Raw genomic sequence first — 13,954 nt, 5'->3', positions numbered from 1 at the left:
CATGCTTGCGTCCTGACGCAGATCGTTCTGCTCGTTCTGCTCCGACGTTTCGACGTGTGTACGCCCCTGCGGACTTCTCACGGAAGGGGCCCGCAGCGGCACACGTATGAGGCGATACCCACCTCGGCCAAGGACACAAACCTCTGAGTACCGCAGCTGTCATCCCCGCCGCCGGACGAGGCGTCCGGCTCGGCCCCGGCACCCCCAAGGCGCTGCGCGCCCTCGGCGGCATCCCGATGCTGGTGCACGCCGTGCGAGCCATGACCCGCTCCCGCGCCGTCTCCCTCGTCGTCGTGGTTGCGCCGTCCGACGGTGTGGCCGAGGTCAGGGCCCTCCTCGACAGCCACGGGCTGCCCACGGACAAGGACATACGGATCGTCGCAGGCGGCGACACCCGTCAGGAGTCGGTCCGGCTCGGCCTGGCCGCGCTCCCCGACGACGTCGACATCGTCCTCGTCCATGACGCCGCGCGCCCGCTGGTGCCCGTCGAGATCGTCGACGCGGTCGTCGCCGCAGTGCGGGACGGGGCCCCGGCCGTCGTCCCCGGACTGCCGCTCGCCGACACCGTCAAGCAGATCGACCCCGGCACGAACGTCGTCACCGGCACGCCCGAGCGCGCCCTGCTGCGCGCCGTGCAGACCCCGCAGGGGTTCCGGCGGGACGTGCTGCAGAAGGCGCACGAAACGGTGCCGGGCGAGGGCGAGGGCGCCACCGACGACGCGGGCATGGTCGAGCGGACCGGTGTCCAGGTCGTGGTCGTACCCGGCCATGAAGAGGCCTTCAAGGTGACCAGGCCGCTGGACCTGGTGCTCGCCGAGGCCGTACTCGCCCGCAGGAGGGCCACCGATGGCTTCTGACGCTTCTCCGTCTCCGTCTTCGTCGATGCGCCTGCCGCTCGTCGGCATCGGCACGGACGTGCACGCCTTCGAGGCCGGCCGCGAGCTGTGGTGTGCGGGCCTGTACTGGCCGGACGCCGGGGACGGCCTGGCCGGCGACTCGGACGCGGACGTCGCCGCGCACGCGGCCTGCGATGCGCTCTTCTCCGCGGCCGGTGTCGGCGACCTCGGCGCGCACTTCGGCACCGGCCGGCCCGAGTGGGCCGGAGCCTCCGGCGTCACGCTGCTCGCCGAGGCGGCCCGGATCGTCCGCGAGGCCGGCTACGAGATCGGCAACGTGGCGATCCAGGTGATCGGCGTCCGCCCGAAGATCGGCAAGCGCCGCGAGGAGGCCCAGAAGGTCCTCTCCGAGACGGTCGGCGCCCGCGTCTCCGTCTCCGGCACGACGACCGACGGGCTCGGCCTCACCGGCCGCGCCGAGGGCCTGGCGGCCATCGCCACCGCGCTGGTGTTCCCGGCGGACCAGGCCCCGGCTGCCTGAAGCGGCCTTCGCGTGCCTGCTCCGCGCCCGCTGCGGGCCGGATTCCGGTGCGGATGCGGTGCCGGTCCGGGCCCGATTCCGAACCGGATTCGGAGTCCGACCAGGGCTTGAGGGGGTTACCCCCGCAGGCAGGGGCCACGCCCGGAAGATCGTCCGGCCCGCTCCCCCCTGCAACCCGCGCGGAGCGCACTTTGCACGGCGTTTCGCCCACTACCCTTATTGGCGTGACTATTCGCCTGTACGACACCAGCGCTCGGCAGATCCGTGATTTCACCCCGCTCACGCCGGGCTGTGTCTCGATCTACCTCTGCGGTGCCACCGTGCAGGCGGCCCCGCACATCGGGCACATCCGGTCGGGCCTGAACTTCGACATCATGCAGCGGTGGTTCGCCTACCGCGGCTATGACGTCACCTTCATCCGGAACGTCACCGACATCGACGACAAGATCATCGCGAAGTCGGCCGAGCAGGGCCGCCCGTGGTGGGCGATCGGCTACGCGAACGAGCGGGCCTTCAACAGCGGCTACGACGTCCTCGGTTGCCTGCCGCCCACCTACGAGCCGCGGGCGACCGGCCACATCCCCGAGATGATCGAGATGATGCGCGAGCTCATCGACCGGGGCCACGCCTACGTCTCCGAGGGCAACGTCTACTTCGACGTGCGCTCGTTCCCCGACTACCTGGCGCTGTCCAACCAGGAGCTCGACAACCTGCGCCTGCCCCCGGACGCCGTCGAGATCGGCAAGCGCGACCCGCGCGACTTCGCCATGTGGAAGTCGGTCAAGCCCGGCGAGCCGTCCTGGGAGACGCCGTGGGGCCGCGGCCGGCCCGGCTGGCACCTGGAGTGCTCGGCGATGGCCCACAAGTACCTGGGCACCGCCTTCGACATCCACGGCGGCGGCGTCGACCTGATCTTCCCGCACCACGAGAACGAGATCGCCCAGGCCAAGGCCTTCGGCGACGAGTTCGCCGGCTACTGGGTGCACAACGCCTGGGTCACCATGAGCGGCGAGAAGATGAGCAAGTCGCTCGGCAACTCGGTGCTCGTCTCCGAGATGGTCCAGCGCTGGCGCCCCATCGTGCTGCGCTACTACCTCGGCACCCCGCACTACCGCTCGATGATCGAGTACAGCGAGGAAGCGCTGCGCGAGGCGGAGTCCGCGTTCGCGCGCATCGAGGGCTTCGCGCAGCGGGTCGTCGAGAAGTGCGGCCCGGTCCCGTCGGCCGACGAGGTGCCGATCTCCTTCGCCGAGGCGATGGACGACGACCTGGGCGTCCCGCAGGCGCTGGCCATCGTCCACACCTCCGTCCGGCAGGGCAATTCGGCCCTCACCGCGGACGACAAGGAAACCGCGATCGCGCGTCTGGCCGAGGTCCGTGCGATGCTCGGTGTACTGGGACTGGACCCGCTCGACGAGCAGTGGGCCGGCGGCGGGCACGGTGACGACCTGCACGGCGTCGTGGACTCACTCGTCCGGCTGGTGCTGGAGCAGCGGCAGGCGGCCCGGGAGCGTAAGGACTACGCGACCGCCGACGCCATCCGCGACCAGCTCCAGCAGTCGGGGTTGGACATCGAGGACACCGCGTCCGGACCCCGGTGGTCGCTCGGCTCGCGCTGAGCGCGTCACCGTGCCGTCCGCCGGCTTACCAGACGTGTCCGCCGTACCAGCTCCGCCCGAACAGCCCAGTCCCCATATACGTCAGTACCTTTTCAGCAGCGAAGAAGTGAGAGTGCCCCATGGCCGGGAACAGCCAGCGCAGGAACCGCCGTACCTCCAACAAGAAGGGCATGAAGGTCGGCACCGGCGGTCACCGGCGTAAGGCTCTGGAGGGCAAGGGCCCGACCCCGCCCGCCGCGGACCGTAAGGGCCACAAGAAGAACCGCGTCGCGAAGGCCGTGGCCAAGCGGACGGTGTCGGCGCAGTCGCGCCGCCCCTCCGGCCGCGGCGCCAAGTCGACGTCCGAGATGGTCGTGGGCCGCAACCCGGTCGTCGAGGCGCTGCGCGCCGAGATCCCGACGACCGCGGTCTACGTCCAGCAGTACATCGACAGCGACGACCGCGTCCGCGAGGCGATCAAGCTCGCGACCGACCGTGGCGTCCCGCTCATGGAGGCCGCGCGCCCCGAGCTGGACCGTATGACCAACGGCCTGAACCACCAGGGCCTGGTCCTGCAGATCCCGCCGTACGAGTACGCGCACCCGGACGACCTGCTGGTCGCCGCTGCCGACAGCCACGAAGCCCCGCTGATCATGGCCCTCGACGGGATCACCGACTCGCGGAACCTCGGCGCGGTCGTCCGTTCCATGGCCGCGTTCGCGGGCCACGGCGTCGTCGTCCCGGAGCGCCGCGCGGCGGGCATGACCGCCGGCGCGTGGAAGACCTCGGCCGGCGCCGCCGCCCGTGTCCCGGTCGCCCGCGCGACCAACCTGACGCGGACCCTGGAGTCCTACCAGAAGGCCGGTCTCATCGTGGTCGGCCTGGCCGCCGACGGCGAGGTGGACCTGCACGAGCTGGACGCGCTCGCCGGTCCCGTCGTGATCGTCGCGGGTTCCGAGGGCAAGGGCCTGTCCCGCCTCGTCGGCGAGACCTGCGACTACCTGGTGCGCATCCCGATGCCGGGCGGCGCGGAGTCCCTCAACGCCGGTGTCGCCGCCGGCATCGTCCTGTACGAGGCGGCCCGCCGCCGCGCGTGATGCGCTGAGGTGTCGTCGGCGTGCGACTTACGTGGACCGGACCGGATCACTTCCGGTCCGGGTCCCGATCTTTGCGGGGCCGATCCCGGATCCTTCCCGGCCAGGGCCCGATCCGGTTTGATCTTGACGGGTCTCGGACATCCGTCGGGTCGTCGGCAGTGTCCTAAAGGTCCGTCACTCGGTTAGTGGAGTGTGGACACCAGAACACCCCGCACTCCTACGGGGGGTGGGACGCCCGGGTTCGACGAACCTGCCCTGAGCATGCTCAAGGTCCCGAGCGACCCGGCCCAGGTCATCGTCAACCACGCGAGTTTCCGCGTCCGGCTCGGCGTGACCTCGGCCCGTGCCCTGAGCCTCGACGAGACCGCGCGGATCCCCGTCATTCCCAGCTCCGTCAAGCGACGGGCCGCACCGGTGGTGTGGTCCGGCCGGACCGGGCCGGGCGGCGACCCGGCTGCCGGCCGGCTCCTGCAGGCGGTCCGCCACGCGGGCGCCGAATCCGGCTCCGGACGCTCCGGCCCCGACACGCCCGCCGGCTCGACGCAGTTGCTGCCGCGGATCGACATCGACGAGGCCCCGACGCCCGGCGTCGTCGGCCCGCGCATGCCGGAACGCGAGCTGCTGCGCGGCGTACGGCCGGCCCGGGGCGCCTTCGACGACGAGTACGACGCCAACGACGGTTACGACGACGACTTCGGTGCCGGCCGCGGCAAGGGCCTCGCGACCGGGCCCGGCGAGAAGAGCGGGATCCAGCGGGGCCGCAACGGCGATCCGATCCGGCACGCCTGGTACCCCGGGCGCCGGATGAACCTCGGTGTCGTCCTGCTCCCGCTGCGCGTCTTCCTCGGCCTCATCTCGATCTACGCCGGCATGAGCAAGCTCTGCGACCCCGTGTACTTCGACGGCGGCGAGCGCGGCTCGATGGTCAAGTGGCTCACGTCGCTGCACCCGTGGGCCGCCGCGGCGCCGCTGCGCGACCTCGCGCTCACGCACCCCGTGGGCGCCGGGCTGACCATCGCCTTCCTGCAGGTCGTCGTCGGCGTGCTCACCATCTGCGGGCTGTGGCAGCGGGTCGCCGCTTCCTTCGCCGCCGCGCTCTCCGTGGCGCTGCTGGTGACGGTGACCTGGCGGACGGTGCCGGTCTACGACGCGCCGGACTTCATCTACCTCGCCGCGTGGAGCCCGCTGATCATCGCGGGCGCCCCCGTCTACTCCGTGGACGGCCGCCTCGCGGGCGAAGCGTGGCGGCGGCTCGGACCGCGCACCACCCTGTGGGAGCTGCGCAAGCGGGTGCTGCGCCGCGGCGTGGTGCTGGCCACGATCTTCGTCGGCCTGACCCTGCTGTCCGGATCGGTGCTCGGCGCAGCCGTGCGGTCGGCCAGCACGCACACGGACCTGCCGACCCCGCGGGAACTCCCGGTCAACAACCTGCCGGGCACCCCGCTGCCCGAGGTGTCGGGGACGGCCACGCCCGGCAGGCCGAAGCCCACTCCGAAGCCGTCGAAGTCCGCCGGTTCCAAGAAGAAGTCGTCCAAGTCGCCCTCGGCGTCGCCGAGCGGCACCCACCGGAGCGGCAGCTCCGGCAGCAGCTCCAAGCCGAGCGGATCCTCCTCGAAGCCGACGCCGTCCAGCTCCCCGCGCCAGACGCACCGGCCCACCACCTCGCCGACGACCAGCAGCGGTACCGTGCACGACCCGATCGGCGGCCTCCTGGGCAGCGGATCGCCCGCCGGTCTGCTGCTCGGCCAGTCCGGTCCGGTCGGTGACGCCGGAGGCGCCGGCGGATCGGCCTGACGACAGCCCGACCTGACAGCCCGACCTGACAGCCCTACCTGACAGTCCGGACTGACAAGCCCTACCTGACAGCCCCGCTCGCAGGGCGACATGGCGGTGGCCCGCACCCTCCTCGGGGTGCGGGCCACCGTCATGTGTCGTGTCTGCCGAGTCCCAGGCGACTCGTCGCGGGCCCGTCGCGGGGTCTGTGGGCGCCGTGGAGGGCGGTCGGGCCATTGGAGGTGGTTCGAGGCGCGCGAGGGGCGTCAGGGCCCGCTCCGCCACGCTCGCTCGGCTCAGCGGCTGAGAGCGGCCAGCTCCTTGGCGGCCTCGGTGAGGTCCTTCGCCGTGTCGATGGCCCGCCAGTACGCGCCCTGCGGGATCGGGAAGCCGGCCAGGCGGCGTTCGCGCGCGAGCCGGGGGAACGTGGTGCGTTCGTGGTCGCCGAGGTCCGGCAGCAGCCCGGTGAACTCCGGGTCGAAGACGTAGACGCCCGCGTTGATCAGGAACGGGGAGGGCGGCGACTCGATGAAGTCCAGGATCTGCCCGAACTCGTTGGTCTCCACGGCGCCCCACGGGATCCGGGGGCGGGCCAGCGCCAGCGTGGCGACCGCGGCGCGCTCGTGATGGAACGCGGCCATCTCGCGCAGCGAGAAGCGGGTCCAGATGTCGCCGTTGGTGGCGTACCAGGGCTCGTCGGGGCGCGGGAGCGAAGCGGCGGCGTACTTGAGCCCGCCGCCGCGGCCCAGCGGTTCCTTCTCGACGACGGTGGTGACGTTCAGCGGCAACTGGGCCGCGTCCAGCCACTCCTGGAGCACTTCGGCGAGGTGGCCGCACGAGACGACGGCGTCGGTGACGCCCTCGGCGGCCAGCCAGTCGAGCTGGTGGCCGATGATCGGTGTCCCGGTGCCCGGGATCTCGACCATCGGCTTGGGACGGTCGTCGGTGTAGGGCCGCAGTCGCGACCCCTGCCCTCCGGCGAGGAGGACGGCCTGGGTGACGGAAGGAGCGCCGTTCGTCATGCTGGGCACCCTACGGGACGTCGGACAGGCCCTGCGGTGACGGCGTCCCCGGGCCGTGGGGGACGCCGGCCGGCCATCAGTAGACGGAGGCGACGCCGGTCGCGAACGAGGTGTCGCACACCGGACGCGAGAAGGACTGGGCGCGGACCGGACCGTACTTGGCCACCGCGGCACGGCCGAGCGACCGGGCGATCGAGGTGCAGTACTTCGCCAGCGAGGGCCGGGTGGCCATCTCCGCCTGGAGGTCGGTGAGGACCACCCCCGCGGACTTGTCCTGGAGCTCGTCCAGCAGGCGGGTGCGCAGCACTTCCTGCGGCTCCTTGGAGGACGGCACGACCTCCGGTTTGTCGTGCGAGGCCGTGAGTACCTGGGCCTCGGAGGCCGAGGTCGCCCACGGGACGCGGGTGACGGCGAGGGTCCCGGACAGCACGAGGACGACCGGGAGTACGAGCGCGAATGTCTTGCCGATGCGGCGAGCTACCTGGTTCACGCTCGCGATCGTAGCGATGGGTGATGATTTGGCGACATTTAGTCACCCCGTCGAGTGAGGGGAATCGCTGATACGGGTGCGGCCGGTTGACGAACAGGGTCGAAAGGACCGGTGTGTGCGGGATGTGTCGGCACCGGAATGATCAACGCCGAACGGCCGCCCGCGGGTTGCGCGAACGGCCGTTCCGTACTGCTTATGTGCCGGTATTATCGGTATTGCCTACCCGTGTTGCCGGCGTTGCTTGCGTTGCCTGCACTGCCTGCGTCAGTCGCTGAGGCGCTCGCCGGTCGAGGTCGAGAACACGTGGGCCTCGCCACCGCGCGGCACGACGTGCAGCACGGAGCCCTTCTCCGGGATCTCGCGGCCGCCGACCCGGATGACCAGGTCCTTGTGCTCGCCGCTGACCTCGGCGCTGCCGTAGACGAAGCCGTCCGCGCCCAACTCCTCGACGACGTTGACCGTGACGGCCAGACCGGCCGGCTCGTCCTTCGACAGCGACTTGGCCTCGCCGTTCACGATGTCGAAGTGCTCGGGGCGGACACCGACGGTGACCGTACGGTCGCCCCTGTCGGCGGCGGCCGCGATGGCGTCACGCTCGACGGCGACGACCGAGTTGCCGAACTTCACGCCGCCGTCCGTGATCGGGACCTCGACGAGGTTCATGGCCGGCGAGCCGATGAAGCCGGCGACGAACAGGTTCGCCGGGCGGTCGTACATGTTGCGGGGGGTGTCGACCTGCTGCAGCAGACCGTCCTTGAGGACCGCCACGCGGTCGCCCATCGTCATGGCCTCGACCTGGTCGTGGGTGACGTAGACCGTGGTGACGCCCAGCCGGCGCTGCAGGCTGGCGATCTGCGTACGGGTCTGCACGCGCAGCTTCGCGTCGAGGTTCGACAGCGGCTCGTCCATGAGGAACACCTGCGGCTCACGCACGATCGCGCGGCCCATCGCGACACGCTGGCGCTGACCACCGGAGAGCGCCTTCGGCTTGCGCGCCAGGTAGTCGGTCAGGTCGAGGATCTTCGCCGCTTCCTCGACGCGCTTGCGGATCTCCGCCTTGTTCACGCCGGCGATCTTGAGCGCGAAGCCCATGTTGTCCGCGACGGTCATGTGCGGGTACAGCGCGTAGTTCTGGAACACCATCGCGATGTCCCGGTCCTTCGGCGGCAGGTGCGTGACGTCGCGCTCACCGATGCGGATCGCACCGCCGTTGACGTCCTCGAGACCCGCGAGCATGCGCAGGGAGGTCGACTTTCCACAGCCGGAAGGACCGACCAGAACCAGGAACTCGCCGTCCCCGACCTCGATCTCCAGGCCGTCCACCGCGGGCTTCTCCGAGCCCGGGTAAATGCGAGTTGCCTTGTCGAACGTGACAGTAGCCATAGCTGATGCGCCCCTCACCGGCAGGAACGTGCCGGACGATCCGAGTAAAGGAAGGATTGGTCTAGTCCGCCATACGCGAACTGTCCGTGACGCTACCTGCCGCCTGCCCCTTTGTCAGTAGCCCCAGGTCACCAACTTTCCCCTCACCGGGCACTCCCCACCTTGAGTACACTTCTCCTGGCCCCGCACCCGCACCATCCGCGCGGCCGCGCGCCCCCTTAGCTCAGCTGGCCAGAGCACCGCTCTTGTAAAGCGAAGGTCGTCGGTTCGAATCCGACAGGGGGCTCCATGTGGGTAAACCCCAGGTCGAGCTCCTCTGACCTGGGGTTTCTCTGATTTGGTGGCGCGGGGGGCGGGTTCTCGAGGCTCTGTGGGTCGGTCTGGCGCGCCGTCGCGCGCAGGGTGTTGTCTACTGAAATGGTGACTTCTCCTGCCTGATCGAGGCAGCAGACCCGCGACGTCGGGTGGTGTCCCCTCTCTGAAAGAACCGCGAACCCGACGCCCTGGGCGGGCCGAGAACTGTCGGGGATCCCCGACGAGGACTCTGCCGGGCCGACCACCGCCTGCCGAGGCGCAACCCCTGCAACGGGCCGCGAGACCCCCGGGGTCCAGGTCCGAGGTCGCCGATCGCGGTACGGGCCAACGCCGTTGTCCGTGCGTCGACGCGAAGGAGGATGGTTCGCATGGCACGACTTCGGCTCCTGGTCGTCGGCTATCTGGTCTGTGTCGCCGTGCTCACCGCCGGCTACCTGCTCCGACCGGGCTGGCACACCGTCACCTGGGCCGCGATCGGGTTCGGCAGCGTGGCGGCCATCCTGGCGGGGGTCCACATCCACCGGCCGTCGCACCGGCTGCCCTGGTTTCTGCTCGCCGCCGCGAACTTCGCCTTCACGGCGGGCGACACGACGTACAACGTCCTCAAGACCGTGACCGGCGTGCCCAACCCGTTCCCCTCGATCGCCGACATCTTTTATCTGATCACGTATCCGCTCTTCGCCGCCGGGCTCTTTCTCTTCATCCGGTACCGATCGGCCGACCGGCGGGACTGGGGAAGCCTGCTGGACGCCCTGACCCTGACCTCGGGTCTGGCCCTGCTCTCGTGGATCTATCTGATCCAACCCAACACCCAGGCGTCGGGCACGCCCTGGCTGGCCAGGACGATCTCGATCGCCTACCCGCTCGGTGACGTGCTGATGCTGGCGATGCTCGCCCGGTTGCTCGTCGCCGGCAGCATGCGCACCCGCGCCATCCAACTGCTCACCGCCGGCACCCTGGGGATCCTCTTCTCCGACGTTCTGTACGGGCTGTACCAGGTCAACGGCACCTGGCAGGTCGGCACGCCGATGGACCTGGGCTGGGTGGTGTTCTACACCGCCTGGGGGCTCTCGGCGCTCGATCCCTCCATGGTGGGACTGACCGCGCCGGTGCCGCGCCGGGCGGTCGGGATCCCCAGCCGGCGGCTGGGCCTGCTCGCACTGGCGTCGCTCATCGCGCCCGGGATGCTGCTGTACGAGGCCATCGGGGGCAACGTCCGCAACGCGGGCGTCATCGCGGTCTTCTCCGCCCTTCTCTTCCTGCTGGTGCTCTCCCGTCTGGCGGGCCTGGTCTCCACCCACCGGCGGGCCGTGCTGCGGGAACGGGCGCTTCGTGTCTCGGCCGCCTCGCTGGTGGCGGCGGTCAATGTGGAGGAGATCGCCGGCCTGGTCAGAAGGGCGGCGACGACCCTGCTGCGGCCCGGTGAACGGCACGAGGCCGTGCTGGCACTCGGCGACACCGATGGGCTGCAACCGGTACGCGGTAGGCAACCCCTGCCGGCGGACTGGCTGATCACGCGGACGGAGACGCTGGAGGGCGGCTGGTTGCCGGAGCTGCATTCCGGGAAGTCGCAGATGGTGAGTGTCGGCGAGCTGGTGGGTGAGCCGGCGGCCGCGTTCGACCCGCCGACCGCCGTGGTGTGCCCGTTGATCCTCGAGGACCGTCCCGCGGGTGAATCGCTCTTCGGCGCCGTGGTGGTGGCGGGACCGGAGCGGCAACTCGACGAGTTCCGCAGCATTCTGGAGACCCTCGCGTCCCAAGTCGCCCTGGCGGTCGAGCGGATCAGGCTCTCCAGGGAGATCATCCGCCGCAACAGCGAGGCCTACTTCCGCACGCTGGTCCACAACGCCTCGGACGTGATCCTGATCCTGGACGACGACAACACCGTGCGCTACGCCAGCCCGTCGGTCGAAGCGATGTTCGGTTCGCGGCCCCCGGGCGGGCTGAGACGGTTCGTCGAGCTGGTCCACCCCGACGACGCCGCACGGGTGGCCATGGCGCTGTCCCAGATGCGGGAGGACAACCGCGAACAGGACCTCTGCGAGGACTGGCGGTTGCTGCGCCAGGACGGCCGGCACCTGGAGGTCGAAGTCAGATGCAGCAACCTGCGCCACGACCGGAGTGTGCGCGGGCTGGTGCTGACCCTGCGGGACGTGACCGATCAGCGCGAGCTGGAACGCGAACTGACGCATCGGGCCTCCCACGACTCGCTGACGGGGCTGCCCAACCGGGTCCTGCTGCTGAACCGGATCGAGCACGCGCTCGTGCCCGGGCGCCGCGACCGTGAACACCCCCTGGTCAGCGCGCTCTTCATCGACCTGGACGACTTCAAGGTCGTCAACGACACCCTGGGTCACACCGTCGGCGACCAACTCCTCATCGCCGCCTCGCGACGGCTCTCGGGGACACTGCGGGCCGGCGACACGGCGGCACGGCTGGGCGGCGACGAGTTCGCCGTGCTCATCGAGAGGATCCGCGATCCGTCGGAGGCGGAGGAGATCGCCGACCACATCGTGGAGGCCTTCGCCCAGCCCTTCAAGGTCCACAGCGAAACCATCAGCGTGTCGGCCAGCGTGGGGATCGCCACCGCTCTGGACAGCTCCGACGGGGAGGAACTGCTGGGCCACGCCGACCTGGCCCTGTACGCGGCAAAGGCGGCCGGCAAGCGGCAGTGGCGGCGCTACCAGCCGATCCTGCACAGCGGGATGGTCGAGCGCCAGGAACTGCGGGCCAGCCTCGACAACGCGATCGCCGAGGAGGAGTTCACGCTGCTCTACCAGCCGATCGTGGAAATGGGGAGCGGCGCGATCAGCGGATTCGAAGCGCTGGTCAGGTGGCCGCACGCGAGGCTGGGCCTGGTGCTGCCCGAGCACTTCATCGCGCTCGCCGAGGAGACCGGGCAGATCATGCCGCTCGGCGCGTGGATCCTGGAGCGGGCCGTCGCCGACACCGCGCGCTGGCAGCAGTCGATGCCGCGGCGGGTGCCGCTGGGCATCAATGTGAACGTCTCCGCCCGCCAGTTCCACGACCCCCGGTTCGTCGGCGAGGTGCGTCACGTCCTCGACGAGTCGGGCCTGGCGCCGGAATCGCTGGTGCTCGAACTGACCGAGACCGTGCTGATGCGCCAGAACGACCAGATCCGGACCGACATGAGGACGCTGAAGGACCTCGGGGTGCGCATCGCCATCGACGACTTCGGCACCGGCTTCTCCTCGCTCGGCTACCTGCGGGACTATCCCATCGACCTGCTCAAGGTCGACAAGTCCTTCGTCGACGGGATCCCGGCCGACGAGCAGCAGGTGGCGCTGGTGGAGGGCATCATCCGGATCGCCGGCACTTTCGACATGAAGGTGATCGCCGAAGGCATCGAGGACCCCCGGCAGCAGGTGATGCTCGCGGACATGGGCTGCGAGTTCGGGCAGGGATTCCTGTTCTCGCCACCGGTGTCCGCACAGGACAGCGCGAACCTCCTCCGTAAGGACGGCGAGATCCGCCGCCCCCGGGCGACCACCGTGGCGCGGAGGCACCACCTGGGCACGACAGCGGGGCGCGGACCGGTCGGCGCCCACTCCAGTGGCTCCCGATCGGGGCCGCCGGTCCCGGCCGCCGGCCTCCCGCAGGTGACGAAGGAGCACAGGATGTCCGATCTGTCGAAGACGGTCGGCGTACCGCGCCGCGATGCCCGTTGGGGCGACCTCGAACATCTCCGCCAGTCCAGCCCGATGTGCGATGCGGTGATCGACGAGGTACGTGGCCGCCAGATCCGAGTCGGTGACCACTGGCTCACCGACTTCGCCTCGTGCAACTACCTCGGCTTCGACCTGGATCCGGAGATCATGGCCTCGATCGAACCCCAGGTCCGGCGCTGGGGCACGCACCCGAGCTGGTCGCGGCTGTTGGGCAGTCCCCGGATCTACCCGCAGATCGAGGAGCGGTTGACCGAACTGCTCGGCGCGCCGGACACCCTGGTGCTGCCGACCATCACGCTGATCCACGCGTCCGTCATCCCGGCGATCGCCGGCACGGGGAGCATCTCGGTCGACTCGGCGGCGCACCGGACGGTCTACGACGGATGCATGATCGCCCGGGGCCAGGGCGCGACCGTGCGCCGGTGCCATGTCGAGGACCTGGACGAGCTGGAGACGCAGCTGCGCTCCGCCGCGGCCACCGAGACCCGCCTGGTGTGCATCGACGGGGCCAACAGCATGTCCGGCAACCTCCCCGACCTGCCCGCGTTGGCCCGCCTGTGCCGCGCCAACGACGCGCTGCTCTACGTCGACGACGCGCACGGTTTCGGAGTCATCGGCGAGCGCGGCCCGGCCGAGCTGTGCCCGTACGGTGCCCGGGGCAACAGCATCGTCCGGCACTTCGACGAGAGCTACGACGACATCATCCTCGTGGGCGGATTCTCCAAGGCGTACTCGTCGCTGCTGGCGTTCATCGCCCTCCCCACCTGGCTCAAGGACCACCTCAAAGTCGCGGCGGCCCCCTACCTGTACTCCGGACCCTCGCCCACGGCGTCACTCGCCACCACCCTCGCCGGCTTCGACGTGAACGCCAGCCGTGGTGACGTCCTGCGGGCCGACCTGTGGCGCATGTCCGCCCGCGTCCTGGCACACCTGGCCGCACTCGGCGTTTACACCCCCAATACCAGCGGACTGCCCATCATCGAGATCCCGTTGGGCAACGGCGCCGACCTCGAAGCGGTCGCCTCGTTCCTGTGGGACCAGGGGGCCTACGTCACACTGGCGGCCTATCCGCTGGTTCCGCACGACCGGGTCGGTTTCCGTATCCAGATCACGGCCGCCAACACCGACGAGGAGATCGACCGCCTGAACGCGACGCTGACGGCGCTGGCCGAGCGGTTCGAGCTCCAGCCACGGGTCTAGGCCGTGTCCG

9 protein-coding genes and 1 tRNA gene are annotated in these 13,954 nt (G+C 70.3%); 7 read left to right on the top strand and 3 right to left on the bottom strand.

Translation table 11 applies throughout. From position 1 onward, the window contains the following. Positions 1 to 143 precede the first annotated feature (143 nt). The 5 genes from ispD (at position 144) to AC07DC_RS36180 (ending at position 5,866) form a co-directional block, all read left to right on the top strand. Positions 144 to 857 (top strand): 2-C-methyl-D-erythritol 4-phosphate cytidylyltransferase, encoded by a 714-nt coding sequence (gene ispD / locus AC07DC_RS36200; RefSeq protein ID WP_478918939.1) that lies wholly within the window; start codon positions 144 to 146, stop codon positions 855 to 857. Beyond that, entirely contained in the window at positions 847 to 1,377 is a 531-nt protein-coding gene (gene ispF / locus AC07DC_RS36195) for a 2-C-methyl-D-erythritol 2,4-cyclodiphosphate synthase (protein WP_478918843.1), read from the top strand. Before ispD ends, ispF begins: the two co-directional genes overlap by 11 nt. A 224-nt stretch (positions 1,378 to 1,601) precedes the next feature. Continuing rightward, positions 1,602 to 2,996: a cysteine--tRNA ligase gene (gene cysS, locus AC07DC_RS36190; protein WP_478918841.1), complete on the top strand. Its 1,395-nt coding sequence runs from the start codon at positions 1,602 to 1,604 to the stop codon at positions 2,994 to 2,996. Positions 2,997 to 3,115: 119 nt separating this feature from the next. Then, positions 3,116 to 4,072, top strand: coding sequence for a 23S rRNA (guanosine(2251)-2'-O)-methyltransferase RlmB (gene rlmB, locus AC07DC_RS36185; RefSeq protein ID WP_478918840.1), 957 nt, complete (start codon positions 3,116 to 3,118; stop codon positions 4,070 to 4,072). A gap of 261 nt (positions 4,073 to 4,333) precedes the next feature. Continuing rightward, a complete protein-coding gene (locus tag AC07DC_RS36180; RefSeq protein WP_478918839.1) occupies positions 4,334 to 5,866 on the top strand; it encodes a DoxX family protein in 1,533 nt (510 codons plus the stop codon). 275 nt (positions 5,867 to 6,141) lie between these two features. Here AC07DC_RS36180 and AC07DC_RS36175 read toward each other — a convergent pair whose 3' ends face one another. The 3 genes from AC07DC_RS36175 to AC07DC_RS36165 all read right to left on the bottom strand — a co-directional run bounded on the left by AC07DC_RS36175 (position 6,142) and on the right by AC07DC_RS36165 (position 8,740). Next, the gene (locus AC07DC_RS36175) at positions 6,142 to 6,867 is read right to left on the bottom strand and encodes a nucleotidyltransferase family protein (protein WP_478918838.1); all 726 of its coding nucleotides are present in this window, start codon (positions 6,865 to 6,867) and stop codon (positions 6,142 to 6,144) included. A 76-nt stretch (positions 6,868 to 6,943) separates the two neighbouring features. Further along, the gene (locus AC07DC_RS36170) at positions 6,944 to 7,357 is read right to left on the bottom strand and encodes a hypothetical protein (RefSeq protein ID WP_478918836.1); all 414 of its coding nucleotides are present in this window, start codon (positions 7,355 to 7,357) and stop codon (positions 6,944 to 6,946) included. Positions 7,358 to 7,621: 264 nt separating this feature from the next. Continuing rightward, on the bottom strand, positions 7,622 to 8,740 hold the full coding sequence (locus AC07DC_RS36165; protein WP_478918835.1) for an ABC transporter ATP-binding protein: 1,119 nt from the start codon (positions 8,738 to 8,740) through the stop codon (positions 7,622 to 7,624). Positions 8,741 to 8,952: 212 nt separating this feature from the next. On the opposite strand from AC07DC_RS36165, the gene AC07DC_RS36160 reads away from it, so the two are divergent. Continuing rightward, positions 8,953 to 9,029: transfer RNA gene (locus AC07DC_RS36160), tRNA-Thr, on the top strand. Between the two features lie 394 nt (positions 9,030 to 9,423). Next, on the top strand, positions 9,424 to 13,944 hold the full coding sequence (locus AC07DC_RS36155; RefSeq protein WP_478918834.1) for an aminotransferase class I/II-fold pyridoxal phosphate-dependent enzyme: 4,521 nt from the start codon (positions 9,424 to 9,426) through the stop codon (positions 13,942 to 13,944). Positions 13,945 to 13,954 lie beyond the last annotated feature (10 nt).

Source organism: Streptomyces sp. NPDC045021 (assembly GCF_056432645.1).
This window is presented reverse-complemented; position numbering and strand designations above follow the sequence as displayed.

Excerpts from the sequence above, each read along its gene's own strand:
- AC07DC_RS36175 (WP_478918838.1), bottom strand. The coding sequence starts at position 6,867 with ATGACGAACGGCGCTCCTTCCGTCACCCAGGCCGTCCTCCTCGCCGGA.
- AC07DC_RS36165 (WP_478918835.1), bottom strand. The coding sequence starts at position 8,740 with ATGGCTACTGTCACGTTCGACAAGGCAACTCGCATTTACCCGGGCTCG.
- ispF (WP_478918843.1), top strand. The coding sequence starts at position 847 with ATGGCTTCTGACGCTTCTCCGTCTCCGTCTTCGTCGATGCGCCTGCCG.
- AC07DC_RS36155 (WP_478918834.1), top strand. The coding sequence starts at position 9,424 with ATGGCACGACTTCGGCTCCTGGTCGTCGGCTATCTGGTCTGTGTCGCC.
- AC07DC_RS36180 (WP_478918839.1), top strand. The coding sequence starts at position 4,334 with ATGCTCAAGGTCCCGAGCGACCCGGCCCAGGTCATCGTCAACCACGCG.
- rlmB (WP_478918840.1), top strand. The coding sequence starts at position 3,116 with ATGGCCGGGAACAGCCAGCGCAGGAACCGCCGTACCTCCAACAAGAAG.